This is a genomic window from Methylobacterium sp. J-076 (genome assembly GCF_022829405.1).
Lineage (GTDB): Bacteria > Pseudomonadota > Alphaproteobacteria > Rhizobiales > Beijerinckiaceae > Methylobacterium.
Map to the genome: position 1 here is coordinate 1 of NZ_JAKSXW010000132.1, position 25,264 is coordinate 25,264.

The 25,264-nt window shown below is 69.7% G+C and carries 18 protein-coding genes and 1 tRNA gene; 4 read left to right on the top strand and 15 right to left on the bottom strand.

The window, feature by feature from the left end:
• The 9 genes from MKK53_RS15170 to MKK53_RS15210 all read right to left on the bottom strand — a co-directional run.
• The coding region (locus MKK53_RS15170; RefSeq protein WP_243929542.1) for a hypothetical protein at window positions 1-560 on the bottom strand (560 nt) is incomplete at its 3' end.
• Window positions 561-690: 130 nt separating this feature from the next.
• The gene (locus MKK53_RS15175) at window positions 691-2,322 is read right to left on the bottom strand and encodes an alpha-D-glucose phosphate-specific phosphoglucomutase (protein WP_243929543.1); all 1,632 of its coding nucleotides are present in this window, start codon (window positions 2,320-2,322) and stop codon (window positions 691-693) included.
• A 268-nt stretch (window positions 2,323-2,590) separates the two neighbouring features.
• Window positions 2,591-4,756, bottom strand: coding sequence for a methylmalonyl-CoA mutase (scpA, locus tag MKK53_RS15180; protein ID WP_243929544.1), 2,166 nt, complete (start codon window positions 4,754-4,756; stop codon window positions 2,591-2,593).
• A 55-nt stretch (window positions 4,757-4,811) separates the two neighbouring features.
• A complete protein-coding gene (locus tag MKK53_RS15185; RefSeq protein WP_243929545.1) occupies window positions 4,812-5,582 on the bottom strand; it encodes an SURF1 family protein in 771 nt (256 codons plus the stop codon).
• Complete coding sequence (cyoD, locus tag MKK53_RS15190) at window positions 5,579-5,977, bottom strand: cytochrome o ubiquinol oxidase subunit IV (protein WP_243929546.1); 399 nt, start codon at window positions 5,975-5,977, stop codon at window positions 5,579-5,581. The genes MKK53_RS15185 and cyoD overlap by 4 nt, the downstream gene beginning before the upstream one ends.
• Window positions 5,974-6,606 (bottom strand): cytochrome o ubiquinol oxidase subunit III, encoded by a 633-nt coding sequence (gene cyoC, locus MKK53_RS15195; protein WP_243929547.1) that lies wholly within the window; start codon window positions 6,604-6,606, stop codon window positions 5,974-5,976. The genes cyoD and cyoC overlap by 4 nt, the downstream gene beginning before the upstream one ends.
• A gap of 4 nt (window positions 6,607-6,610) precedes the next feature.
• Window positions 6,611-8,611, bottom strand: a complete 2,001-nt coding sequence (gene cyoB / locus MKK53_RS15200) for a cytochrome o ubiquinol oxidase subunit I (protein WP_243929548.1) — start codon at window positions 8,609-8,611, stop codon at window positions 6,611-6,613.
• 106 nt (window positions 8,612-8,717) lie between these two features.
• Window positions 8,718-9,896 carry a ubiquinol oxidase subunit II gene (gene cyoA, locus MKK53_RS15205; RefSeq protein WP_243929549.1) on the bottom strand — a complete coding sequence of 393 codons (1,179 nt, stop codon included), beginning with the start codon at window positions 9,894-9,896 and terminating at the stop codon, window positions 8,718-8,720.
• Between the two features lie 243 nt (window positions 9,897-10,139).
• The gene (locus MKK53_RS15210; RefSeq protein ID WP_243929550.1) at window positions 10,140-11,480 is read right to left on the bottom strand and encodes an MFS transporter; all 1,341 of its coding nucleotides are present in this window, start codon (window positions 11,478-11,480) and stop codon (window positions 10,140-10,142) included.
• Window positions 11,481-11,922: 442 nt separating this feature from the next.
• Here MKK53_RS15210 and MKK53_RS15215 point away from each other — a divergent pair, with 442 nt between their 5' ends.
• The gene (locus MKK53_RS15215; protein WP_243929551.1) at window positions 11,923-14,145 is read left to right on the top strand and encodes a glycosyltransferase family 2 protein; all 2,223 of its coding nucleotides are present in this window, start codon (window positions 11,923-11,925) and stop codon (window positions 14,143-14,145) included.
• Between the two features lie 44 nt (window positions 14,146-14,189).
• The gene (locus tag MKK53_RS15220; RefSeq protein ID WP_243929552.1) at window positions 14,190-16,106 is read left to right on the top strand and encodes an HAD family hydrolase; all 1,917 of its coding nucleotides are present in this window, start codon (window positions 14,190-14,192) and stop codon (window positions 16,104-16,106) included.
• Here the strand turns inward: MKK53_RS15220 and MKK53_RS15225 are convergent.
• Together MKK53_RS15225 and MKK53_RS15230 are read right to left on the bottom strand one after the other, a co-directional pair.
• Window positions 16,069-18,189 (bottom strand): glycosyltransferase family 2 protein, encoded by a 2,121-nt coding sequence (locus tag MKK53_RS15225; protein ID WP_243929598.1) that lies wholly within the window; start codon window positions 18,187-18,189, stop codon window positions 16,069-16,071. The genes MKK53_RS15220 and MKK53_RS15225 overlap by 38 nt on opposite strands.
• Before the next feature lie 2 nt (window positions 18,190-18,191).
• The gene (locus MKK53_RS15230) at window positions 18,192-19,238 is read right to left on the bottom strand and encodes a hypothetical protein (RefSeq protein ID WP_243929553.1); all 1,047 of its coding nucleotides are present in this window, start codon (window positions 19,236-19,238) and stop codon (window positions 18,192-18,194) included.
• 227 nt (window positions 19,239-19,465) lie between these two features.
• On the opposite strand from MKK53_RS15230, the gene MKK53_RS15235 reads away from it, so the two are divergent.
• A tRNA-Val gene (locus tag MKK53_RS15235) sits at window positions 19,466-19,540 on the top strand.
• Between the two features lie 102 nt (window positions 19,541-19,642).
• Here the strand turns inward: MKK53_RS15235 and MKK53_RS15240 are convergent.
• The 3 genes from MKK53_RS15240 to MKK53_RS15250 all read right to left on the bottom strand — a co-directional run bounded on the left by MKK53_RS15240 (window position 19,643) and on the right by MKK53_RS15250 (window position 22,038).
• Window positions 19,643-20,047, bottom strand: coding sequence for a hypothetical protein (locus tag MKK53_RS15240; protein WP_243929554.1), 405 nt, complete (start codon window positions 20,045-20,047; stop codon window positions 19,643-19,645).
• 406 nt (window positions 20,048-20,453) lie between these two features.
• On the bottom strand, window positions 20,454-21,074 hold the full coding sequence (locus MKK53_RS15245) for an alpha/beta hydrolase (RefSeq protein ID WP_243929555.1): 621 nt from the start codon (window positions 21,072-21,074) through the stop codon (window positions 20,454-20,456).
• 34 nt (window positions 21,075-21,108) lie between these two features.
• Window positions 21,109-22,038, bottom strand: coding sequence for a VOC family protein (locus tag MKK53_RS15250; RefSeq protein WP_243929556.1), 930 nt, complete (start codon window positions 22,036-22,038; stop codon window positions 21,109-21,111).
• Between the two features lie 114 nt (window positions 22,039-22,152).
• On the opposite strand from MKK53_RS15250, the gene MKK53_RS15255 reads away from it, so the two are divergent.
• Window positions 22,153-23,061: a LysR family transcriptional regulator gene (locus tag MKK53_RS15255; RefSeq protein WP_243929557.1), complete on the top strand. Its 909-nt coding sequence runs from the start codon at window positions 22,153-22,155 to the stop codon at window positions 23,059-23,061.
• Between the two features lie 81 nt (window positions 23,062-23,142).
• On the opposite strand, the gene MKK53_RS15260 is transcribed toward MKK53_RS15255, so the two are convergent.
• Window positions 23,143-24,621, bottom strand: coding sequence for a PAS domain-containing methyl-accepting chemotaxis protein (locus MKK53_RS15260; protein WP_243929558.1), 1,479 nt, complete (start codon window positions 24,619-24,621; stop codon window positions 23,143-23,145).
• Window positions 24,622-25,264: the final 643 nt, after the last annotated feature.

A 25,264-nucleotide genomic window follows, 5' to 3' on the forward strand; every position in this document is an offset into this window, starting at 1 on the left:
GCCATGCGATCCAGCGGCGCCACCTTCGGGGCCGGCCCGCGGCCCTGGATCCCTTCACTGCGTTCCGGATGACGATGGTGGTGGGCGCAAGCCTCATCCGGCATTGCGGGCGGAGCGACGCAATCCAGTAGCGCCACATTAGGAAGCGGCCCGCTGCCCTGGATCGCTTCACTGCATTCGCGATGACGATGAGGGTGGTCGCAAGCCTCACCCGTCATTGCGGGCGGAGCGACGCAATCCAGTAGCGCCACGTTCGGAGACGGCCCGCTGCCCTGGATCGCTTCACTGCGTTCGCGATGACGATGGGGGTGGTCGCAAGCCACATCCGTCATTGCGAGCGGAGCGAAGCAATCCAGTAGCGCCACGTTCGGAGACGGCCCGCTGCCCTGGATCGCTTCACTGCGTTCGCAATGACGATGAGGGTGGTCGCGAGCCACACCCGTCATTGCGAGCGGAGCGAAGCAATCCAGTATCGCCACGTTCGGGACCGGCCCGGTGCCCTGGTTCGCTTCACTGAGTTCGCGATGACGACGGGGGTGGTCGCAAGCCACCATCGTCATTGCGAGCGGAGCGACGCAATCCAGCCGCGCTACGTTCGGAGACGGCCCGCTGCCCTGGATCGCTTCACTGCGTTCGCGATGACGGCGAGGGCGGGGGGCGGGGAGGGGGCAGGACGCCCCCGCGAGCCCCCTACGTCACCACGCTCGGTTCGGCCCGGCCGGTGCGGGGGGCGATCTCGGCCAGGGCGCGGATGGCCTCCACCACCGGGGCGAGCACCTCGGCCACCGGCAGGGCGAGGCGGGCGGGGTCGTTCTCGTAGCGCTCCAGGTAGACCCGCAGGGTCGCCCCGGCGGTGCCCGTGCCGGAGAGGCGCAGCACCGCCCGGGCATCCTCCGCGAAGGCGATGCGCAGGCCCTGCCGCTCGGTGAGCGAGCCGTCCACGGGGTCGCGGTAGGCGAACTCGTCGGCGGCCGAGACGGTCAGCCCGGCGATCCGCGTGCCGGGCAGGCCCGGGAGCTTTTCGCGCAGGGCGTCCATCAGGCCGGCGGCGGCGTCCGCATCGACCTCCTCGTAGTCGTGGCGGGCGTAGTAGTCCCGGCCGTAGGTCGCCCAGTGGGCGCGCACCAGGGCATCCGCCCGCTCCCCCGTGGCGGCGAGGATGTTGAGCCAGAGCAGCACCGCCCAGAGCCCGTCCTTCTCGCGGACGTGGCTCGAGCCGGTGCCCGCGCTCTCCTCGCCGCAGAGGGTGATCAGCCCGGCATCCAGGAGATTCCCGAAGAACTTCCAGCCGGTCGGCGTCTCGTAGGCGCGGATGCCCAGCGACGCCGCCACCCGGTCGGCGGCCCGGCTCGTGGGCATCGAGCGGGCGACGCCCTTGAGCCCCCCGGCATAGCCCGGCGCCCGGTGGGCGTGGGCGGTCAGCAGCGCGAGGCTGTCGCTCGGGGTGACGAACAGGCCCGGCGCCACGATCATGTTGCGGTCGCCGTCCCCGTCCGAGGCCGCGCCGAAATCCGGGGCGTCCGGCCCCTGCATCAGGTCGTAGAGGTCGTGGCAGTGGACCGGGTTCGGGTCCGGGTGGTGGCCGCCGAAATCCTCCCGCGGGGTGGCGTTGACCACGGTACCCCGCGGCGCACCGAGCATCCCCTCCAGGATGGTGACCGCGTAGGGCCCGGTCACGGCGCTCATGGCGTCGAAGCGCATCCGGAAGCCGGACGCGAACAGCGCCGAGACCGCCTCGAAGTCGATCAGCTCGCGCATCAGCGCGGCGTAGTCGGCGACGGGGTCGATCACCTCCACCGCCATGGCGCCGAGGCGGGTCTCGCCCGGCGCGTCGAGGTCGAGGTCGGGGGCCTCCACCAGGGTGAAGCGGGTGATCGCCTTCGCCCGGGCGAAGATGGCGTCGGTCAGTGGCTCGGGGGCGGGGCCGCCGTTGGCGCCGTTGAACTTGATGCCGAAATCCCCCTCCGGCCCGCCGGGATTGTGGCTCGCGGAGAGGATGATGCCTCCGATCGCCCCGTGCTTGCGGATCACGCAGGAGGCGGCCGGCGTCGAGAGCAGGCCGCCGCGCCCCACCAGCACCCGCCCGAACCCGTTGCCGGCGGCGAGCCGCAGGATGGTCTGCACCACCTCCCGGTTGAGGAAGCGCCCGTCGCCCCCCAGCACCAGGGTCTCGCCGTCCTTGCCGGGGATCGAGTCGAAGATCGCCTGGACGAAGTTCTCGACGTAATGCGGCTGCCGGAACACCGGCACCTTCTTGCGCAGGCCGGAGGTGCCGGGCTTCTGGTCGGGGAACGGCGTCGTCGGGATCGTCGTCGGCGTCATGGGTGCGGGCCTCCGGGGCGTTCGGCCTGAGGGGATGGGCTGCGTCGCTCGGGCCCCGTCATGGCGGATGTGACCTGAACGATCCCCGAGCGCCAGCGCCCGGCCACGATCGTCGCGCCGCCCCCACCCGCGGGGGAGGGTGGGCCCGGCATCGGCCGGGGTCGGGGGAGGGGAACCCGGCTTTCGGAGTCGGCTGGGGGGTGGGGTGGGGGGCGGCGCTTCGCCCTGCACCCTCGCCCCCCTCCGCAGAGGGGGGCGAGGGGGAGGCTTACTCCGCCGCTTCCCGCGTCTCGTAGCCGAGGCGCCCGTTCAGCTCGCGGATCAGGTGCACCGCCGCCTCGGCGATCACCGTGCCCGGCGGGAAGATCGCCGAGGCGCCGGCCGCCCGCAGGGCGTCGTAGTCCCCCGGCGGGATGACGCCGCCCACCGCGATCATCACGTCGCCGCGGCCCTGCTCGGTGAGCGCCGCCTTCAATTCGGGCACCAGCGTCAGGTGGCCGGCGGCGAGCGAGGAGACGCCGACGATGTGCACGTCGTTCTCCACCGCCTGCCGCGCCGCCTCGGCCGGGGTGGCGAAGAGCGGCCCGATATCCACGTCGAAGCCCAGGTCGGCGAAGGCCGAGGCGATCACCTTCTGGCCGCGGTCATGCCCGTCCTGGCCCATCTTGGCGACGAGGATGCGGGGGCGGCGCCCGTCCGCCTCCTCGAAGGCCTCGACCAGGGCGCGCACTTCCTCGACCACCGGTGACATGTGTCCCACCTCGCGCTTGTAGACCCCCGAGATCGAGCGGATCTCCGCCCGGTGACGGCCCCAGGCCTTCTCCAGGGCCTCGGAGATCTCGCCCACCGTCGCCTTGGCCCGGGCCGCGTCCACGGCGAGCTCGAGCAGGTTGCCGGCGCCGTCCGCCGCCCGGGTGAGGGCGTCGAGCCGGGCGGAGACCTCGGCCTCGTCGCGCTCGGCCCGCAGGCGCTTCAGCTTGTCGATCTGCAGGCGGCGGACATTGCCGTTGTCGACCCGCAGCAGGTCGATCGCCATGTCGCCGTCGGCCCGGAACTTGTTGACGCCGACGATGGTCTGGCGGCCCGAATCGATCCGTGCCTGGGCCCGGGCGGCGGCCTCCTCGATGCGCAGCTTCGGGATGCCGGCCTCGATCGCCTTGGCCATGCCGCCGAGCCCGTCGACCTCGCGGATGTGCTCCCAGGCGCGCGCCACCATGTCGGCGGTCAGCTTCTCGACGTAGTAGGAGCCGCCCCACGGGTCCACGATCCGGGTGGTGCCGCTCTCCTGCTGCAGGAACAGCTGCGTGTTCCGGGCGATCCGCGCCGAGAAGTCGGTGGGGAGCGCCAGCGCCTCATCGAGCGCGTTGGTGTGCAGCGACTGGGTGCCCCCCTGGGTGGCCGCCATCGCCTCGATGTTGGTGCGGGTGACGTTGGTGAACACGTCCTGCGCGGTGAGCGACCAGCCGCTGGTCTGCGAGTGGGTGCGCAGCGCCAGGGACTTGTCGGACTTCGGATCGAACGCCTTCACGAGCTTCGCCCAGATCAGGCGCGCCGCCCGCATCTTGGCGACCTCCATGAAGAAGTTGGTGGAGATCGCCCAGAAGAACGACAGGCGCGGGGCGAACTGGTCGATGGTCAGCCCGGCGGCCAAGCCCGCCTTGATGTACTCGACGCCGTCGGCCAGCGTGTAGGCGAGCTCGAGGTCGTTCGTCGCCCCGGCCTCCTGCATGTGGTAGCCGGAAATCGAGATCGAGTTGAACTTCGGCATGTTCTTCGACGTGTAGGCGAAGATGTCCGAGATGATCCGCATCGATCCCTTGGGGGGATAGATGTAGGTGTTGCGGACCATGAACTCCTTGAGGATGTCGTTCTGGATCGTGCCCGCCAGCTTGCTCGGGGGCACGCCCTGCTCCTCGGCGGCGACGATGTAGAGGGCGAGGATCGGCAGCACCGCGCCGTTCATCGTCATCGACACGGTCATCTCGTCGAGGGGGATGCCGGAGAACAGCGTGCGCATGTCGTAGATCGAATCGATCGCGACGCCGGCCATGCCGACATCCCCCGAGACGCGGGGGTGGTCCGAATCGTAGCCCCGGTGGGTGGCGAGGTCGAAGGCGACCGACAGGCCCTTCTGCCCGGCGGCGAGGTTGCGCCGGTAGAAGGCGTTCGAATCCTCGGCGGTGGAGAAGCCGGCATATTGCCGGATCGTCCAGGGCTGGGTGACGTACATGGTGGGGTAGGGGCCGCGCAGGAACGGGGCGAGGCCCGGCCACGTGTTCAGGAACTCGATGCCCTCGCGGTCCTGCGGGCCGTAATGGCCCTTCACGGGGATGCCCTCAGGCGTCATCCACGGCTCGCCGGTGGCGGGGGCGGCGACGGCCAGCGGCTCGGCGGCGAGCGGCAGGGCGGCGAAATCCGGGATGCGGGTGGTCATGGCGTGACTCGTGTCCGTTCTTGTCATGCCATTATAGCCGGGGCGGGGGCGCGGGCTACTCCCCGGAAGGACGGGTTCCGCGCCGGCGGAAGGTCCGGTGGAGCCCGAAGCCCGCCAGCATCAGCGCGAGGCCGTACCACGTGAGCGCGTAGACGAGGTGGCTGTTGGGAAACGCCACCACCGTCAGCCCGCCCGTCGGCAGCCCGCCGGGGTTGGGCGCCGCGTCGGCATCCACGAAATAGGGCGCCACGTCCGACAGGCCCCGGGCCGCGGCGATGGCGGCGACGTCGCGCGAGTACCAACGGCCCCCGGCCGGATCGTTCGTCCGCAGGAAGGCGCCGCCGGGCTCGGTCAACCGCAGGAGGCCCGTGACCTCGACCGGGCCGGGGACCTGCCCCGCCTCCCGGGTCGCGGGGTTCTTCCGGTCGCCCGGCACGAAGCCCCGGTTGACGAGGACGAGGCTGCCGTCCTCCCGGCGCAGCGGCGTGAGCACCCAGAAGCCGGCGCCGTCCTCGGTCACCGCCTGGACCAGGGTTTCCCGGTCGTGGAGGAAGCGGCCCCCGAGGCGGACGTGGCGGTAGGCGTCGCCAGGGCCGATCCGCCCCCACTCGGCCGGGCCGGGGGCCGGCGAGGCGGGGGCGTGGACCCGCGCCTCCGTCCGGGCGATCAGGTCGAGCTTCCAGGCCCGGCGCTGGACCTGCCACGTCCCGAGGCCGAGGAGGGTGAGACACACGAACGCCGCCCCGAGGCCGAAAACGGCCCGGCGGAGCGGCGACGGGGAGGGGGCGGCCTCGCCGCCCCCCGGTGACGGCGCAGGCGCCGTCACCGCATCTTGGTCTGCATCTCGTGGCCGGACATCGGCATCATGTTCCGGTTCATGTGGTACATCACCCACACCGAGCCCGCGAGCATGATGGCCACCAGCGTGATCGTGAAGATCAGCGCCATGAAGGTCCAGCCCCCCTCGGACTTGGTGCTCATGTGCAGGAAGTAGACGATGTGCACCACCATCTGCACGCCGCCGAGCACCAGGACCACGAGGGTCGTGACGAGGCTGTTGTCGAGGGTGTTGCCCATGACCAGCCAGAACGGGATCACCGTCAGGATCACGGACAGGACGAAGCCCGTCGCGTAGGACTTCACGCTGCCGTGGCCGCCTTCGGTGTCCCCGTGGCCGTGGGATGCGGGACCGTGGGCCGCGTGGCCGGCATCGGCGCTCATTCGAGCACTCCTATCAGATAGACGACGGTGAACACCCCGATCCAGATCAGGTCGAGGAAGTGCCAGAACATCGACAGGCACATCAGGCGGCGCTTGTTGGCCGCCACGAGACCGTATTTCCGGACCTGGACCATCAGGGTGACGAGCCAGAGGATGCCGAACGAGACGTGCAGCCCGTGGGTGCCGACCAGGGTGTAGAACGAGGACAGGAAGCCGCTGCGCCACGGGGGCGCGCCCTCGTGGAACAGGTGGACGAACTCCCGGATCTCCAGGGTGACGAAGGCGATGCCGAACAGGCCGGTGACGGCCAGCCACATCTGCGTCCGGCGCTGGTTGTCCTTGTCCATCTCCAGCATGGCGAAGCCGTAGGTGATGGAGGAGAACAGCAGCATCGCGGTGTTCACCGCGATGCCCGAGAGGTCGAACAGGTCCTTCTGCGACGGCCCCGCCGCGTAGTTGCGCCCGAGCACGCCGTACGTTGCGAACAGCGTCGCGAAGATGAGGCAGTCGCTCATCAGGTACAGCCAGAACCCGAGCATCGTCGAGCCTTCGCTGTGGTGGCCTTCCTCGTCGGTGACGAAGAAGGCCGGCGCGGCCGAACCGGGCGGTGCGGTGTCGGTGTGCATCATCGGATTACGCCAGCTCCAGTTCGCGCATCCGCTTGGCCTCTTCCCGCGCGACCGTCTCGGCGGGGATGTAGTACTCGCGGTCGTAGTTGAAGGTGTGGAAGATCGAGACGCCGATGATCGCCACGAACGACAGGGCGGCGAGCCACCAGACGTACCAGACCATCGCGAAGCCGCAGGCGAAGCTCAGGCCGGCGAGGATCGCCCCCGTGGCCGTGTTCTTCGGCATGTGGATCGGCCGGTAGCCGCTCCGCGGCGGGCTGAAGCCGCGGGCCTTCATGTCCCACCACGCGTCCGAATCGTGGACCATCGGCGTGAAGGCGAAGTTGTAGTCCGGCGGCGGCGACGAGGTCGACCATTCGAGGGTCCGGCCGCCCCACGGGTCGCCGGTGTGGTCGCGCAGCGCCTCGCGGCGACGGATGGAGACCACGAACATGATGATCTGGCAGCCGATGCCCCCCGCGATGAGCAGGGCGCCCATGGCGGCGGCGATGAACCACGGCTGCAGCGACGGGTCGTCGAAATGCTGCATCCGGCGGGTCACGCCCATCAGGCCGAGCACGTAGAGCGGCATGAAGGCGAGGTAGAAGCCCGACACCCAGAGGTAGAGGGCCATCTTCCCCCAGAACTCGTCCAGCTTGAAGCCGAACGCCTTCGGGAACCAGAAGGTGACGCCCGCGAACATCCCGAACAGCACGCCGCCGATGATCACGTTGTGGAAGTGCGCGATCAGGAACAGCGAGTTGTGCAGCACGAAGTCGGCCGGGGGCACGGCCAGCAGCACGCCGGTCATGCCGCCGATGACGAAGGTGACGATGAACGCCACCACCCACATCATCGGCACCTCGAACCGGATGCGGCCACGGTACATCGTGAACATCCAGTTGAAGATCTTCGCCCCCGTCGGGATCGAGATGATCATCGTCGTGATCCCGAAGAACGAGTTCACGTCGGCGCCCGAGCCCATGGTGAAGAAGTGGTGCAGCCACACGAGGTAGGCGAGGATGGTGATGACCACCAGCGCGTAGACCATCGACGTGTAGCCGAACAGCCGCTTGCCGCAGAAGGTCGAGGTGATCTCCGAGAACACGCCGAAGGCCGGCAGGATCAGGATGTAGACTTCCGGGTGACCCCAAATCCAGATGAGGTTGAAGTACAACATCGAGTTGCCGCCGAGGTCGTTCGTGAAGAAGTGCATCCCGAGGTAGCGGTCGAGGGACAGGAGCACGAGAACGGCGGTGAGGATCGGGAAGGCGGCCACGATCAGGATGTTGGTGCAGAGCGACGACCAGACGAAGATCGGCAGCTTCATCATGGTCAGGCCCGGCGCGCGCATCTTCACGATGGTCGCGATCAGGTTGATGCCCGAGAGGGTGGTGCCGACGCCGGCGATCTGCAGCGCCCAGATGTAGTAGTCCACCCCGACGCCGGGGCTCATGGCCGCCCCCGACAGCGGCGGGTAGGCGAGCCACGTGGCCCGCGAGAACTCGCCGACGAAGAGGGACGCCATCACCAGCATGCCGCCGGACACGGTCATCCAGAAGCTGAAGTTGTTCAGGAACGGGAAGGCCACGTCGCGGGCGCCGATCTGCAGCGGCACCGCGAAGTTCATGAGCCCCGTGACGAACGGCATCGCCACGAAGAAGATCATGATCATGCCGTGGGCGGTGAAGATCTGGTCGTAGTGGTGTGGCGGCAGGAAGCCCTGCTCGTCACCGAAGGCGACCGATTGCTGGGCGCGCATCATCAGCGCGTCGGCGAAGCCGCGCAGCAGCATGACCATCGCGAAGATGCAGTACATGATGCCGATCTTCTTGTGGTCGATCGACGTCACCCAGTCCCGCCAGAGCGGGCCCCAGAACCGGAAGTAGGTGATGGTGGCGAGCACGGCGAGGCCCACCACCGCCACGCCGGCGAAGGTCCCGATCAGGATCGGTTCGTGATAGGGAATCTGGTCGATCGTGAAACGACCGAAGATCAGTTGCTGAAGATTGACGTTGTCGAACATTGGATCGGACCGTTGAGAAGGTTCGAAGGCGACCGTCGCGGCTACCGAGATGTAATCCTCGCGCCGGCCCGCCTCACTGGCTCACTTCGTCACTGGTTGAGTGCCGTCACTGACTGATCTGCTTGGGTGCGACTTCATTGCCCCCCGGCTTGCCGCCGCCCACGTCGGGCTGGGAGCCGGGGCCGGGCGGGGTGGTGTCCGGCTTCCGCTCGCGGGAGTCGGGGTTGCCCATGTCCGGCCGGGGCCGCATCCCCTGGGGCTGCGTCTGGCTGTGCGCACCGGTGCCCGAGGCGGGCCCCGTGGCGCCGGGCGCCTCGTCGCCGCTCCGGGCGAAGTGGTTGTCGTACTGGAGGCGCTTGTAGTTCTCCTCGCCCTCGGGGCCGGACTGGCCGCCGCGGGCGTCGATCGCCATCATCTCCGACACGCACATCTGGCCGGGCCGGGTGCACAGGCCGATGATCTTGCCGTAGAGCCCCTCGGCATAGGACTTGTAGAAGCGCGCCGGCTCGGACTCGGTGGGCTCGCTGAGCTTTAGGTAGGCGTCCTGGTTCAGGTCCGCACCGTCGGCCTTGGCCTTGGCCACCCAGGCGTCGAAGTCCTTGTCCGCGACGCCGCGGAACTTGAAGAACATGTTGGAGAAGCCGCCGCCGCTGTAATGGGCGGAGCGCCCCTCGGCCTCCACCGACCGGTTGACCACCGCGTGGAGCTTCGTCTCCATGCCCGGCATGGCGTAGATCATGCCCGCAAGGGTCGGCACGTAGAACGTGTTCATCACGTCCGTGGCGGTGATCTTGAAGGTCACCGGCCGGTCCACCGGCACGGCGAGTTCGTTGACCGTGGCGATCCCGTATTGCGGGTAGAGGAACAGCCACTTCCAGTCCATGGCGATCGCCTCGACCTGCAGCGGCTCGACATTGGCCGGCAGCTCGCGCTTGGCATCGAGTCGCGTCAGGGGCCGGAACGGGTCGAGGGTGTGGGTGCCGATCCAGGTCAGCGCGCCGAGGGCGATGATGATCAGCAGCGGCGCGGTCCAGATCAGCACCTCGAGCTGGGTCGAGTGGTGCCAGTCCGGGTCGTAGACCGCCTTCTCGTTGGTGGCCCGGAAGTGCCACGCGAAGAACAGCGTGCAGGCGATCACCGGCACGATGATCAGCAGCATCAGGCCGGTGGAGGCCAGCACGAGGTTGCGCTGCTGCTCGGCGATGAAGCCGGCGGGCTGCAGCACCACGAGGTTGCAGCCGCCCATCAGGGTCAGGAGGGGCGACAGCGCGGCCAGCGGCGCCATGCGGCGCAGGAGGCCGCGGTGCCGGCGGGAGCCTGCGGCCCGGCCTACGCCTTGGGCCGACGTCTGATCCGTTCGAAGGGGCGAAGAACTCACTGCTCTCGTCTCGTCATCCCGTGCCGCGGGCGCGGCATCGCCAGCCGGGTGGTCCGGCCCTTCAAGTCGGCGGCGCGGCCACGGGCCCGGACCCCCCCCTCCGAACCGGCATCCGCCCCGGAGGAAGTGTCCCGTGCCCGCGCCCGGCGCTCACATCTGTCGCATCTCGGACCGGTCGATGAACAGGGCGCCCAGGGAGCAGAGCGCCCCCGAGAGCAGGTAGACCCCGACGACCGCGAGACCGAACCGGTCGGCGAGATAGAGGGCCACCAGGGGCGCGAAGCCCGCGCCGAACAGCCACGCGAAGTCCGAGGTCAGCGCGGCGCCGGTGTAGCGGTAGCGCTTGCCGAGCCGGGCGGTGACGGCGCCGGAGGACTGCCCGTAGGCGAGGCCGAGGAGCATGAACCCGGTGGTCACGTAGATGGTCTGGCCGATGGCGCTCTCGCCGAACAGCAGCGGGGCGAGGATCGAGCCGAAGGCGAACAGCGCGATCAGGCCGGAGCTCATGATCAGGGCGGAGCGCCGGCCGATCTGGTCGGCGATCAGCCCCGAGGCGGCGACGGCGCCGGCGCAGATGATCGCCCCCGAGAACTGCACCATCAGGAACTCGCCCGGCGAGCGGTCGGTGTTGTTGAGGGTGAGCCACGCGATCGGGAAGATCGTGACGAGGTGGAACAGGGCGAAGGCGGCCAGGGGCACGAAGGCGCCGAGGAGCACTTCCTTCAGGTGGTGGCGGAACAGGTCCAGCACCGGCACGGGCTGCAGCCGGTCGGAATCCATCATCCGCATGAACTCGTCCGTCGCCACGAGGCGCAGGCGGGCGAAGAGGGCCACCACGTTGATGGTGAAGGCGCAGTAGAAGGGAAAGCGCCAGCCCCAGTCGATGAAGTCCTCGGCGGACAGGTTCACCAGGAAGAACGAGAACAGGGCGCTGGCCACCATGAAGCCGATCGGCGCGCCGAGCTGGGGCACCATGGCGTACCAGCCGCGCCGCTCCTTCGGGGCGTTCAGGGCGAGCAGAGAGGCGAGGCCGTCCCAGGCGCCGCCGAGGGCGAGGCCCTGCATCACCCGGAGCGCGGCCAGGAGGTAGACCGAGGAGATGCCGATCGAGTCGTAGCGCGGCAGGAAGCTGATGGCGGCGGTGGAGCCGCCCAGGAGGAACAGGGCGGTGGTCAGCTTGACGCCGCGCCCGTGCCGCCGGTCGATCGCCATGAACAGGGCCGTGCCGAACGGCCGGGCGATGAAGGCGAGGGCGAAGATGCCGAAGGCGTAGAGGGTGCCCGTGCGGGCGTCCACGAAGGGGAAGAACACCTTCGGGAACACCAGCACGCAGGCGATGCCGAACACGAAGAAGTCGAAATACTCCGACGCGCGTCCGATCACGACGCCCATCGCGATTTCGCTGGGCGCCACCTTGTGGTCGCCCATCGCGCGCTGTGCGTCGCGCTCAAGGCCGCTGCTGGTAGAGGGGATGGATGTGTTCGCGCTCATTCGCCGGCTGCCGCCCCGTCGGCCGTTGCGATTCCGACCGGGCTTGCCTCTTGCGGCATGTCCGGCCGCACTGCAACCTTCAATACGAGCATGGCGGCCCCTCTCCCGGCCCACACCCCTGAGCGCAGGGGTCCGCGCGCGACAATGTGTTCCTCATGGCTGCGACACGGTGGCCACAGGGGGGCATAGGGAAGGGAGCTCATCCAGTCTGGCGTCCTTTGACAGCCGGAGAGTGAACGACTAGCAGACTTCCAAAAATCAGCACTTCCGACAGCGGCACAGAGGTTGCCTCTTCTTTCGAGAGTTTCTACGCTCCTAGTGGGCAACTTGAAGCTCGCGATGCTTTCGGTCGAGTATTTTAGTCGTCTATCCTATCTGGTTGCGGCAAAGAATATGGACCGGCACTGTCGGTCCCCTTCCCACCGTTGAGGCGAGAGACTTGGTGCGGATCATCAAAGCCATGTTCGGGAAGAAGGCGGGACGCAGCAAACGGGATGCCGCCAGCCTGGCGCAGTCCGGCCTTTTCGACGAGCCCTTCTACCGCGAGCAGGGCCCCCACCTCGGGCCGCGACCGGCCCTTCGGCATTTCGTTCAGTTCGGCAATGACGAGCCCTTCTGGCCCAACTCGCTGTTCGACCCGGCTTGGTACCTGAAGCGGTATCCGGACGTGCGGGCGACTGGCCGCAATTCGCTGGCTCACTACATCGAGCACGGCGAGGCCGAAGGCCGTCAGCCGAATGCCTTGTTCAGCCCGACTTGGTATGCCGAACGAAATGGCCTTCCCTCCAGGGCAGGCGCGCTGCGTCACTATCTCGAAAAGGGCCGGGTCGCGGGAGCGAAGCCGATGCCCTCTTTCGATCCACGCGCTTATCTCGATGCAAACCCGCATCTCGAGATCTCGCCCGTCGATGCCTTCGCCCACTACCTCAGGCATGGCGGCAATCAGGGGCCGGTCGGCCGGCAAATTCTGGAGAAGATGCAGGAGACGCCGCAGCGGCCGGACACGGCCCCTGAACCCTACCGCTATATCGCGCCCTTGAAGCCTGCGGACCTCGAAGCGCGGATCTCCCGGCTTGCGCGGCGCCCACTCTTCTCAGTGGTGACCCCCGTCTACAACGTGGCACCTCGCTACCTCGAGGCTGCCGTCGCCTCGGTACAGTCGCAATGGTACCCAAACTGGGAACTCGTGCTGGTCGACGATGCCAGTACCGATCCAGACACCTGCGCGTGCCTCGATCGGTTCGACGATCCGAAGATGAAGGTCCGGCGCCAGGCGCGGAACGGCGGTATTGCAGCCGCCACCAACGCCGCGCTCGATCTTGCCGAGGGCGACTATGTCGTTTTCCTCGACAACGACGACGTGCTGACGCCGGACTGCCTCTACGAACTCGCCCGCGCCATCGCCGAGACTGACGCGGACTACATCTACAGCGACGAAGACAAGATCGACGTCGAAGGCGCGTCGACCTCCCCGTTCTTCAAGCCCTCATGGTCGCCCGACGCCATGATGAGCATCATGTACACCTGTCACGTCTCCTGCGCGCGCCGCTCGCTGATCGCGGCCTGCGGCGGTCTGCGCTCGGGCTACGACGGGGCGCAGGACTACGACCTCGTCCTGCGACTCACTGAAAGGGCCAACCGCGTCGTGCATGTGCCGAAGGTGCTGTACCATTGGCGCATCCTGCCCTCGTCCCTGGCGGCAAGCGCGGAGGCCAAACCTTATGCTCACGACGCGGCACGGCGCCTCAAGGAGGACGCGTTGCGCCGCCGGGGCCTCGCCGGCACGGTCGAGCCGGTGGCGACGATGCCGGGACAGTACCGAGTCAATTACCACCCGCGGTCAGGGACACTCGTCTCGTTGATCGTCCCAACCCGCAACAACGGTCAGCTCGTCGAAGCCCTCGTTGCCTCGGTCCGGGAACGGACGACCTATCCCGAGGTCGAGATGCTCTTCATCGACAACGGGAGCACCGACCCTCAAACGTTGGCGACGCTCGCCCGCCTCGCGGGAGAAGGCGTCACCGTGCGAACCGATTCGCGACCTTTCAATTATTCCGCCCTGAACAACAGCGGTGCTGCGGCGGCGCGGGGCGACATGCTGGTGTTCATGAACGACGATATCGAGGTCGTCACGCCGGACTGGCTGGAACGTCTCGTCGGCTACGCGCAGGTGCCGCATGTCGGCGCAGTCGGTGCGCGCCTCCACTATCCCAGCGGCCAGATCCAGCATTGCGGCCTCGTGAACCTCGACCACGGGCCGGGGCACGCCTTCTATGGTTTGGAAGCCGGGCCCCCACGCTATTACGGACGGGATACGCTCGAATACGATTGGATCGCCGTCACCGGCGCCTGCCTCGCGATCGAGCGCAGCAAGTTCGAGGCTATCGGTGGCTTCGACGTCGATCTGCCGATCGCCTATAACGACGTCGATCTTTGCTTCCGGCTTGTGGAGGCCGGATTGTACAACGTGGTCTGCCAATCGGTGGAGATGATCCATCATGAGTCGGCCACGCGCGGGAATGACGATAGCCCCGCCCGCCGGGCACGATTGCGGGATGAGGCGCGGCGGCTTTACGCCCGCCATCCCCGCTTCCTCGGGCACGATCCTTTCTTCAGCCCGAACCTCCATCCCAACAGCGTCTACTTCGTGCCCAATCCCAATTGAGGGCTTCGGCCGCCGCAAGCCCCAAAATAATTTCTGGAGAAAGCATGACGGTCGTCCAAGACCAGTCGGGTGCCGCCGCGGATGCGATCGGTTCCCGCATCGCGGCAGCCTGCGCCGGAACACGGGTTGTCTCCTTCGACGTATTCGACACCCTCTTCTATCGTCTGGTCCCGGAACCGGAATCGGTGTTCGACTTCGTCGGCGAGCGGTTCGGGATCTTCGACTTCCGCGGTCACCGAGCGGCTGCGCAGGTTGCGGCCTTTGCGGCCATGCACCGGCGCGGCGAGCGCGAAGTGACCCTCGACGGAATCTACGCGTGCCTGCCCGATCTCGGAACACCTGCTGACACGTTGAAGAGGGCTGAGTGGGAGTACGAGCTCCTCGTTCTGCGCCCAAATCCCGAGGTGACGGCCGCCCTGGATCTCTGCCGGGCTCGCGGTCAGGTCTGTGTCGCCACGTCGGACATGTACTTGCCGAGGTCCTTCTTCGACGAGCTGTTCGCCCGCCACGGGATTGTCCTGGATGGGGTCTTCGTCTCGGCCGACGCACAAAAGACGAAGCGCGACGACGGCGCCCTCTTCCGCCACGTCGCCTCGGAAACCGGTGTTGCGCCGGGTGACATCTGCCATGTCGGGGACAACGCGTTCTCGGATGTGCAGCGCGGCAGCGAGCAGGGCCTGAAGACCTACCTCTACCAGCCGACTTGTCCCGTGCCCGCGGCCTTCGATCCGGGAGTTGTCGGGCGCGACGTGCAGGCGGCCGCAGTGGCAGGTATCGCCAGGGCTCATATCGTGGAGCCCCAACGCTCGACATGGTGGCGCTACGGCTACTCCTTCGCGGGGCCGGCGATGCTGGCCTTCGTACGCTGGTTGCAGAAACGGGCAGAGCAAGACCGCCTCGACCGTCTGCTCTTCCTCTCGCGAGACGGCTTTACCCTGCAGGCCCTCTGGAAACCGGGCTCAGTCCCCGCCTCCTACTTCCACTGCTCCCGCGTCGCGCTGACCCTCGCATCAATCCACGAGACGAACTTCGACGACCATCTACCATTCCTTCTGTCGGGATCGGACGGTTTGTCCCTGCGCGATGTCTTCGCGCGAATCGGCGTCGAGCCCCCCGGCCCGGATTTGTTGGATCCGCTCGGCCTCGAGCCGGAGACACCCTGCGGCCCGGAGACGAAGGCAGCCTTCGCGACAGCCGTCAGCACGTGGCGCTGGCAGATCCTCAAGGTCTGCCGCGAATGCCGCCGCGGTTTGCACGCGGTCTGCCACGCCGCCGGCCTTCGGAGCGGCGAGCGGGTCGGGATCGTGGATGTCGGCTGGGGCGGCAGCACCCAGGAAGGCTTTGCCGCGAGCGTCGGCACGTTGTTCGATCTCGATCTGCGCGGCTACTACCTGTGCCTGCGCCCGGGAGCACATGCCGGCCGGCCTCATCTGACCATGAACGCTCTGTTCGACGAGCGTTTCGATGAAGGTTTATGCGAGCGTGTGTTCGAGCAACGCGTCGCGGTGGAGCTCTTTTTCTCGGCCCCCCATGATTCGGTGATCGGTTACCGCCTGCGCCCGGACGGATCGGTCGACTTCGTCGAGGATCCGGGTCGCGGCTCCGATCCGCTGGCGAAGGAGATCGCAGCCGAGATCGACCGCGGGGCGAGAGCCTTCGTCGCGCGAGCCGAACCGTTCTTCGAGGCCCTGCCTTTCGAACCCGGGCTGGCCGCCCTGCTCGGACCGCTCGTGCGCCTCGCAACCGATCCGGAGCTGGAAGACGCGCAAGCTCTCGGGGGAATCCGCAACTTCGATGCCTGGGGCAGCAGCGCTGGGTTTCGCAGCTACATGGCCATGATCGGCGATCAGACCGAGTCCATCCGGGGTGACAACTGGTCGGCAGGGGTCGCAGCCCTGAACCGGGCCCGGATGATGGACACCGTCAGACCCGGTAGTGGGCCGAGTGCCGGGACAGGTTGACGTTGTAGTACGGGTCGGCGCGCAACTCAGCGCCCCAGCGGCCGAGCATGACCCGCGTTTCGGCCTCGAACCGCGCCTTCTTCTCGGGGGTGTCCTCGGGGCCACGGCTCTTCGATTCGTGGTGGATGAGGGTGGCGAAGGGCGTCCAGACGATGCGGTGGCCGGCGGCGCGGATCTTCAGGCACAGGTCGACGTCGTTGAAGGCGACCTTCAGCGCCTCCGCGTCGAAGCCGCCGACCCGCGCGAAGACCTCCGCCCGCAGGGCGAGGCAGGCGCCGGTCACCGCCGAGACCTCGTGGGCGAGGACCATGCGGGCGAAGTAGCCGGGGTCGGCCTCGGGCATGCCGAGATGGCTGTGGCCGGCGACGCCGTCGATGCCGAGCACGATCCCGCCGTGCTGGATCGTCCGGTCCGGGTAGAGCAGCTTGGCGCCCACCGCCCCGATCTCCGGCCGCACGGCCTGCCGGACCATCTCGGTGAGCCAGCCCGGCTCGATGACCTCGATGTCGTTGTTGAGGAACAGCAGCACCGGCCCCGCCGCCGCCGCTGCGCCGCGGTTCGACAGGTCGGAGAAGTTGAACGGGCCGGGCACGGGCACCACCCGCACCCGGGGGTCGTCCCGGTGCCGGGCGAACAGCGCCGCCGTGGCGGGCTCGCGGCTGTCGTTGTCGACGATCAGCACCTCGATGGCGGGGTAGTCGGTGCGGTGGAGGAGCCCGTCGAGGGTCACCTCCAGCAACTCGGCCCGGTCGCGGGTCGGCACGATCACCGAGACGGTGGGCGGCGGCGCGGGCAGGGGGTGGACGAGGCGGTTGAAACCCTCGGGGCCGCGCTCGGCCCGGGCGCCCAGGGGGACCGCGGCCTCCTCCAGGGCGCGCAGGCGCGCCGCCTCGGCGCGCGCCAGCGCCCGGTCGGAGAAGGTGCCGGAGCCCCCGGCCGCGCGCCAATGGTAGAGCACGCGCGGCACGTGCCGGATGCGCGCCGGATCGAGCCCCGCCGTCACCCGCAGGAGCAGGTCGTGGTCCTGGCTGCCCTCGAAGCCGGGGCGCAGGCCCCCCGCCGCCCGCAGCACGTCGGTGCGCAGGGCGGTGAGGTGGTTGATGTAGTTCTGGCCGTAGAGGAGCTCCCGGTCGAAATCCGCCTTGAAATGCGGCTCGAACCGGCGGCCCCGGCCGTCGATCTTGTCCTCGTCGCTGTAGACGAGGACCAGGGCGGGATCCTCCCGGCCCGCCCGGGCCACCTCGTAGAGGGCGTCCCCGGCCAGGACGTCGTCGTGGTCGAGGAAGGCGCACCACGGGCCGCGGGCCATGGCCAGGGCGTCGTTGGTGGCGCGGGCGATGTGGCCGTTCTCCGCCCGGCGGAGCACCCGGATCCGCGGGTCCGCCGCGGCGGCGCGGGCCAGGAGGCGCCCCACCGCCGGGTCGGTGGAGGCGTCGTCCACGGCGCAGAGCTCCCAATGGGGGTAGATCTGCGCCGTCAGGGAGGCGAGGGCGGCCCGCAGGACCTTCGGTGCGGGGTCGTGGACCGGCATCAGCACGGAGACGAGGGGCGGGTCCGCCCAGGCGGCGATCTCGGCGGCGATGGCCGCCCGCTCCGGCGGCTTGCGGCGGTGGGCGCGGATCCATTGCGGATAGCCGGTCTCCCGGCGCCCGTTCAGGGCGCGCTCCAGGAAGCCGCGGGCGCGGACCTTCTTGCCGCGCAGGCGCCAGCGGACGGCCGTGAGGGCGAGGTCCGGCGCGCGCCGCAGGGCGCGGAGCACGAGGAGGGGCCGGACGAGGCGGCGGAGGCGCACCGTGCGCAGGGCCGCGGGCACCTTGCCGAGGCGGGTGGCGATCCGCAGCTCGACCGCCCCGGGGGGCACGCGCCCGGTCCAGGCATAGGCGCCGCCGCCCAGGGCCTCCTCGTGCAGGAGCGTGCCGGGGCGCCCGTCCGGGCCGATGAAGGCGAGGGCGAAGCCCGTCGCCCCGGCGGCGGGATCGTCCGCGAGGCGCAGATCGACCCACCGGCCCTGCAGCGCCGAGACGGGGAGGCGCAGGCCGTCGGGCCCCACCGCGAGGGGCAGGTCGGGGCCGGCGGGCGCCATACTCACGCCTTCCAGATCTTGTCGACCGTGTCCTTCACCGCATCGGTGAGGGCGACGTCGTAGATCAGCATCTCCTGCACGGCCTTGACCGTGCGCAGGCGCTCGGCGAGGGCGGCGGTCTCCGCGGGCAGGGCGGTCGCGGCGGGCACGGGGATGTCGAGGCCGAGCCGGTCGATGAGGCTCGACGCGAAGGCGTCGAACCGCTCCCGGTGGCCGACGATGCCGACCCGGGCGATCACCTCGATGGCGGCGATCGAGTGGCCGGGGAACAGCCGGTCCTCCGGCATCCGGGTGGCGAGCTGGCGGATCAGCGGGTTGTAGAGCAGCCGGTAGGCGGCCTCCGGCAGCATGCGGAAGTAGCGCTTCAGGCTGCGCAGGTCGGTCAGGTCGTAATCCGCGGCGAAGGCGGCGGCCTCGGCCAGCGCCCCCAGGCGCCAGCGCCGGGCCGGGTCGGCGGCCTCGGCGGCCCGGTCCCGGAGCCAGAGCATCCGGGTCGCCATCTCGTCATAGGGGTCCTGGACGATGATGCTGGTGAGCATCATGTCCGGCATCATGTAGTTCTCGTAGCGGGGCACGATCAGCGCCCCCGAGAGGAGCAGCGAGGGCATCACCTGGCTGCCCAGCACGCTCGTCAGGATCTCGTCGGTCAACCGGTGCAGGCCGAAATAGGCGTGCCGGAAATGCGGGTAGAGCGCCGTCTGCAGGGCGGTCTCGGGCTCGATGCCCGTGTTGATCAGGAGCACGCGCTGCTGCACCAGGCCCTCGTCGGGCCGGCGGCGGTAGATGCGGACGTTCGTGTCGGCGTCGTAGAGTTCGAGGTCGCCCAGGCCGGCGAGGCCGGGCACCTCCGCCTCGGTGAGGAAGAAGGTGCACTGGCCCGTCGAGTGCCAGCCGAACTGCTTGAAGTTCTCATCGATCAGGGAGGCGGGCACGTCGGCGATGCGCCGCCCGCCGGCCGAGACGACGACCCGGCTGATGGCGAGGGGATTGTCCGGCACGATCCAGCCCTGGATCGCGTCGCCCGAGTCGCGGTCGATGTAGAAGCGCATGCTCCGATTCTTACAGCCCGCCGGAACCGGATCGGCGCCTCGCCCTCCGGTGCCGGATGGCGGGGCGGCGGCCGAGGCGGGGACTTACAGGAGCGAGCCGGTCTCCACAATATGAGCCGATCCGCCGCGCAGGCGGCGCAATCGCCACGATCCGGGAGATGCGGCTTGCGCCCCCCGGCGGCAGCAGCTATAGCCCCCGCCCACCGGCACCGAACGGATGCCGGCCCGGGCGCGTAGCTCAGCGGGAGAGCACTACCTTGACATGGTAGGGGTCACAGGTTCGATCCCTGTCGCGCCCACCATAACTTCAGCGGCCGCGGGGCCTTGGAAGTTATGGCCCCAGGTTCAGCGAACCTGATCGAGATCCGTTTCCCCCCACGGCCGATCGAGCGGCCGCCGCCGGATCACCGCGGCGGCATGCGCCGGATCGCGCCGATGTTCTCCGGCGACAGGTCCGCCTCCAGGCTGCTTCGGGCGGGGAGGTCGGGCTTCCCCGGCGGGGCCGTAGCGGGCGTGCCCGAGGGCGCCTTCGCCTCAAGGGTGCCGGTCGGCCGGGATGCGTCGTGGGCGGGCCAGTCCTCGAACCGGAGGGCCTTCGCGGGCTTCCGGTCGCCGCAGCCGTCGCAGACCGAGACCAACCATGATTGCCACAGGCCGTCGGTCTTCTCCTCCATCGACCGGGCCTGCTCCCGGTGGGCCGAGGCCAGCTCGACCGTGTTCAGGTCCGATTGCATCGGCGGGGCCGCCCGGGCGCGGAGCTCGTCGAGCCGCACGTCGCGCTTCTCCGCCGGGCCCTCGGGCGCCGTCACCGCGGGCAGGGAGCCCGTGGTGGCGGGGGATGGCTGGCATCCGACACAGACCCGCGCGGTGACCGCGCCGTCGGCCGCCGCCCGGGGCCTCGGCCGCGGGGTCGCCGGGACGGAGGCCGGGTCCGCCCCGCGGCCCGGCGGCTTGGTCCGGCCGACCGCGGTCGTGTTCGGCGCCGTCTCGGTCGCCGGCGGATCTCCCTCGACCCTAGGTCGATAATCCTGCGACTGTACTGGGACGGACGCAATACAGCAAAGTCCGGCCACGGCGACCATTCGGAGACATACTGTCATGGTAACCTCCATGACAAGCAAATCCCGAAAATCCGCCTCGGTTCATTCTCAATCCATGATAGCTTTGCTCCTCCGATCGCGGGCGAAGGCCCGCCGGGGCGAGGGCGGCGGCGGCTCAGGGGGCGAGGCCGGCGATCCACCCGGCGGCGAGGCCGATCTCGGCCTGCGACAGGCCGTGGCCGGCGGGCAGCATCCGGTGCGTGACCGCCGCCCCCGCCGCCACAAGCTGGGCGGCGAGCCGGCGCGCGTTCTCCACCGGGACGATGGGATCCATGGCCCCGGAGAGGATCAGCACCGGCCGGCCGGCGAGGTCGGCCCGGGGCGGGGCCGCGAAGGGCACCATCGGGCGGATCAGCACCGCCCCCGCCAGGGTCTCCGGCCGCCGGAGCAGGGTCGCCGCGGCGATGTTGGCGCCGTTGGAGACGCCGAGCGCCAGGGGCGCCGCGAGGCCGTAGCGCCGCCTCGCCGCCGCGACGAAGTCGGCGAGGTCGTCCGTGCGGCGGCGCAGGTCGTCCTCGTCGAACACGCCCTCGGCGAGGCGGCGGAAGAAGCGCAGCGCGCCGTGCTCGCTCACCGGCCCGCGGGGGGAGAGCAGGGCGGCGCCCGGCGCCACCGCCCGGCCCAGGGGCAGCAGGTCGGCCTCGTCCCCGCCGGTCCCGTGCAGCAGCAGCAGGGGAGTCCCGGCGGGGGCGCCGGGCTCGAACCGGTGGGTGAAGGCGAGGGGCTGTGCGGACATGTCGGCCTCCTTCGGGCGGGCGGGTCTTGCGCGGTCAGGCGAGGGCGGGGAGCGCCGCCTCGATCTCGGCCCGGTGGCGCTCCAGGCCGGGGGGCAGCATGAGCGCCTCGCCGAGGGCGGCCTCCGGCTCGTCCACGGCGAAGCCCGGCGCGTCGGTGGCGATCTCGAACAGCACCCCGCCGGACTCGCGGAAGTAGACCGAGCGGAAGTACTGCCGGTCCCGCTGCTCGGTGACGGCGAGGCCGTGCCGGTCGCGCAGGGCCTCGGCCATCGCCGCCTGGGCCGCGTCGTCGGCGGCCCGGAAGGCGATGTGGTGGACCGAGCCCGCCCCCTGCCGGCCCGGCAGGAACGGCCCCACCGCCCGCAGGGTGACATGCCCCCCGGGGGTGGCGCCGCCGGAATAGCGGGTCGCCGTGCCCTCCCGGCCATCCTCGCGGAAGCCGAACACGCCGGTCAGGATCGCCGCCGTGGCCTCGCCCTCGGCCAGCAGCAGGGTCACCCCGTGCAGGCCGCGGATCGCGTGACCGGCGGGCACGCCGCCGCCGGCCCAGGCCGGGGCGGCCCCGCCCTCCGCGACCCCGACCAGGGCCAGCATCGTCCCGTCGGGGTCGCGAAAGCGCAGGGTCGGCTCGCCGAAGACATGCACCGGCGCCTCGTGGCGGACGCCCGACTCCACCAGGCGGTGGGCCCACCAGCCGATGGAGGCGCGGGGCACGCGCAGGGCGGTCTCCTGCGTCTCGCCGATCCCGGCCCGGCCCGGGCCGGCATGGGCGATGGGGAAGAAGGTCAGGATCGAGCCCGGCCGCCCGGCCGCGTCGCCGTAATAGAGGTGGTAGGTGCCCGGATCGTCGAAGTTCACCGTCTTCTTCACGAGGCGCAGGCCGAGCACCCGGGTGTAGAAGTCGAGGTTGCGCCCGGCGGGGCCGGAGAAGGCGGTCACGTGGTGCAGGCCGGTCTCGGACATTGCGGCGTCTCCTGGGTGCGCCCGGCGGGGCGGCTTCGGTGACGCCAATCTGGCCCTTGCTCCCCTCCGCGAAAACAGAAACGATGGAAACTCATCGTTTCTGGAATCGACCCCATGCGCCTGCCGGACTTCGAGGCCTGGGCCATCTTCGCGAAGGTGGTCGAGACCGGCTCCTTCGGGGCGGCGGCGGCGGATCTCGGCCTGTCGAAGGGCACCGTCTCGAAGGCCGTGGGGCGGCTGGAGGGGCGGATCGGCGCCCGCCTGTTCCACCGGACCTCCCGGCGGCTCGCGCTCACGGAGGCGGGGCTCGCCGCCCGGGACGACGCCGCGCGGATCCTGGCCGAGGGCGAGGCCGCGGAGGCCAGGGCCACGGCGGCGGCCACCCAGCCCCGGGGCCTCGTGCGCCTCGCCGCGCCGATGACCTTCGGGGTGATGCACGTCGCGCCGCTGCTGCCGGACTTCCTGGCCCGGCACCCGGCGGTGTCGGTGGACTTGCACTTGGCCGATGCGGTGATCGACCTCGTGGGCGGCGGGTTCGACATCGGCCTGCGGATCGCGGCCCTGCCCGATTCGTCCCTGCGGGCGCGGCGGCTCTGCCCGGTCCACCGCTCCCTCGTGGCCACGCCGGGCTACCTCGACCGGCACGGGCGACCGGACCACCCGGACGACCTCGCCGGCCATGCCTGCCTGGGCTACGCCTACCTGCCCACGCCGGACCGCTGGCGCTTCCACCACGCGGACGGGCGGGAGGCGGTGGTGGTGCCGGGCGGCCCGATCCGGGCCAACAACGCCGAGGCCCTGTCCCCGGCGCTCCGGGCCGGGCTCGGCCTCGCCCTCCAGCCGGATTTCATGATCCACGGGGATCTGGCGGCCGGGCGCCTGGAGCGGGTCCTGCCGGACTGGTCGGCCCCGCCGGTCTCGCTCCACCTCGTCACGCCGCCGGGCGAGCCCCGGCCCGCGCGGGTGACCGCGCTGATCGAGCACTTGGCCCGGACGCTCGCCGCCGCCGCCTGGGTACGCTGATCTTGGGCGCGCTGATCTTGGGCGCGCTGATCCCGGGTGCGCCGATCCTGGACTCCCCGATACGGCGCCCCGGACGGGCGTTCAGCCCGCCATCTTCCGGGACGCCTCGCGGACCTGCCGGGTCGAGGCGTCGAGCTCCTGGCTGGAGCTGGCGATCAGGCTGACGTTGCGGCTGATCTCGCCCACCGCCGAGGTCATGGCCTGCATGTTGGACGACATCTCCCGGGCGACGGCGGCCTGCTGGTCCACGGCCGCCGAGATCGCCGAGGAGATCTCGTTCACCTCGCCGACGGTGTGGCCGATGCCGGCGATGGCCGAGGCGGCCTCGCCCGCGGCCTTCTGCGTCTGCGCGATCTGTGCGCTGATGCTCTCGGTCGCCTTGGCGGTCTGGGCGGCGAGGTTCTTCACCTCCGCCGCCACCACGGCGAAGCCCTTGCCGGCCTCGCCCGCCCGGGCCGCCTCGATGGTGGCGTTGAGGGCCAGCAGGTTCGTCTGGGCGGCGATGTTGTCGATCATCTCCACGACGGCGCCGATGCGCTGGGCCTCCGCGGCGAGGCCGCCCACCACCGCCGAGGTGGCGTTGGCCTGCTCCACCGCCCGGTTGGTGATCTGCACCGCCCGCTGCACCTGCTGGCTGATCTCCCCCACCGAGGCGGCCAGCTCCTCCGCGCCCGCGGCCACGCTCTGGACGTTGCCGGACGCCTCCTCCGAGGCGCTGGCCGCCCCCACCGCCTGCTCGGAGGAGCGGGTGATGGCGATGGCCACCGCGTCGAGGTCCCCGTCGATCACCTTCTGCAGCCGGTTGCGTTCCAGGCGCTCGGCCACGGCGGGGGTGACGTCGGTGGCGAGCTTCACGACCTTCACGACGCGCCCGGAGGCATCCGCCACCGGGTTGTAGGTGGCCTGGATCCAGACCTCGCGGCCGCCCTTGGCGATGCGCTTGTACTCCGCCGCCTGGAACTCGCCCCGGCGCAGGGCCTCCCAGAAGCGGGCATAGGCGTCGGTCTTCACCTCGGCCGGGTCCACGAACAGGGAATGGTGCAGGCCGCGCACCTCCTCCAGCCCGTAGCCCACCACCGCCAGGAAGTTGGCGTTGGAGTCGAGCACCTTCCCGTCCAGATCGAACTCGATGATCCCCTGCGAGCGGTCCAGCGCCCGCAGCTTGCCCTCGAAATCGGCGTTGCGCAGGGCCCTCTCCGTCACGTCGGAGACGAGGGCCATGATCCCGGTGACCTTCCCGTTGCGCCCGCGCAGGGGCAGGTACTCCTCGCGCAGCCACAGCACGCGCCCGGTGGCGGTCTGGCGCCGGGCCTCCTGCAGGCGGAGCTCGCCCCGGCGGAGATCCTGCCAGAACTCCCGGTAGGCGGCCGTGTCGCGCTCGGCGGGGTCGACGAGGAGGGAGTGGTTCCGGCCGATCAGGTCCTCCGCCCGGGCGTCGAGCAGCGCCAGCGCCCGTGCATTGGCCGCCACCACCGTCCCGTCCAGGCCGAATTCAATGACAGGTACGCACTCCTGCAGAGCACGCAACTTCAACGATAGACCTTCGATCCGGAACAACATCGGAAACCTCGATCGGAACACATCAGCTCATATTTTCAGGTCTTGAAATCTGGCCGACACGCCTTTCGCAAGCGTCAATACGGAGGCGCCGCACCCCGCTGCAGCGACGGCCGAAACACAGAAAAAATCGTCTATTTCTTCCATTCCGAACCGAATGATTGTGATAATGATCGCGCAAAGGTCATTCGCGCGGTCAGACCCCGCATCGCAGTGGTGCACGGGGCCTCCGGGGAGCTTGACCGGGTTCGACGGCCCGTCCCACCCATGGCGAGGGGACAACCTTCCCCGTGTTTAGCGATCAAGTCTCGCAAATTCTCGGTGATGGATCGTTTTACGGCGCCGATCCGCCCGACGATACATCGGATCCACTGGATTTGACAAACAAAGCGTCATTTTGTATCGAGCATTAGCGCGGCCGATTGATGTGCGCCGCACAACCATGACTTTATATCACTCCCATCTGCGACAAAAGGTCACCGTAAAACTGGCCTGTCCGGCTTGCACATTGTGAACATTCCTCCGCATGAATGGACGTATGCCGCGCTTCGGAAAGGGTGCCGGCATGATGCGTGGGAATGCCCGGCGCGGGTCGCCCTGACGGGGGACCTGTCTTTGGCACCGACCGTCGCCGCTCGCGCGGCAC

Excerpts from the sequence above, each read along its gene's own strand:
- cyoB (WP_243929548.1), bottom strand. The coding sequence starts at position 8,611 with ATGTTCGACAACGTCAATCTTCAGCAACTGATCTTCGGTCGTTTCACG.
- MKK53_RS15220 (WP_243929552.1), top strand. The coding sequence starts at position 14,190 with ATGACGGTCGTCCAAGACCAGTCGGGTGCCGCCGCGGATGCGATCGGT.
- MKK53_RS15250 (WP_243929556.1), bottom strand. The coding sequence starts at position 22,038 with ATGTCCGAGACCGGCCTGCACCACGTGACCGCCTTCTCCGGCCCCGCC.
- MKK53_RS15245 (WP_243929555.1), bottom strand. The coding sequence starts at position 21,074 with ATGTCCGCACAGCCCCTCGCCTTCACCCACCGGTTCGAGCCCGGCGCC.
- MKK53_RS15255 (WP_243929557.1), top strand. The coding sequence starts at position 22,153 with ATGCGCCTGCCGGACTTCGAGGCCTGGGCCATCTTCGCGAAGGTGGTC.
- scpA (WP_243929544.1), bottom strand. The coding sequence starts at position 4,756 with ATGACCACCCGCATCCCGGATTTCGCCGCCCTGCCGCTCGCCGCCGAG.
- MKK53_RS15175 (WP_243929543.1), bottom strand. The coding sequence starts at position 2,322 with ATGACGCCGACGACGATCCCGACGACGCCGTTCCCCGACCAGAAGCCC.
- MKK53_RS15260 (WP_243929558.1), bottom strand. The coding sequence starts at position 24,621 with ATGTTGTTCCGGATCGAAGGTCTATCGTTGAAGTTGCGTGCTCTGCAG.
- cyoD (WP_243929546.1), bottom strand. The coding sequence starts at position 5,977 with ATGAGCGCCGATGCCGGCCACGCGGCCCACGGTCCCGCATCCCACGGC.
- cyoA (WP_243929549.1), bottom strand. The coding sequence starts at position 9,896 with ATGGCGCCGCTGGCCGCGCTGTCGCCCCTCCTGACCCTGATGGGCGGC.
- MKK53_RS15210 (WP_243929550.1), bottom strand. The coding sequence starts at position 11,480 with ATGAGCGCGAACACATCCATCCCCTCTACCAGCAGCGGCCTTGAGCGC.
- MKK53_RS15225 (WP_243929598.1), bottom strand. The coding sequence starts at position 18,189 with ATGGCGCCCGCCGGCCCCGACCTGCCCCTCGCGGTGGGGCCCGACGGC.
- cyoC (WP_243929547.1), bottom strand. The coding sequence starts at position 6,606 with ATGATGCACACCGACACCGCACCGCCCGGTTCGGCCGCGCCGGCCTTC.
- MKK53_RS15230 (WP_243929553.1), bottom strand. The coding sequence starts at position 19,238 with ATGCGCTTCTACATCGACCGCGACTCGGGCGACGCGATCCAGGGCTGG.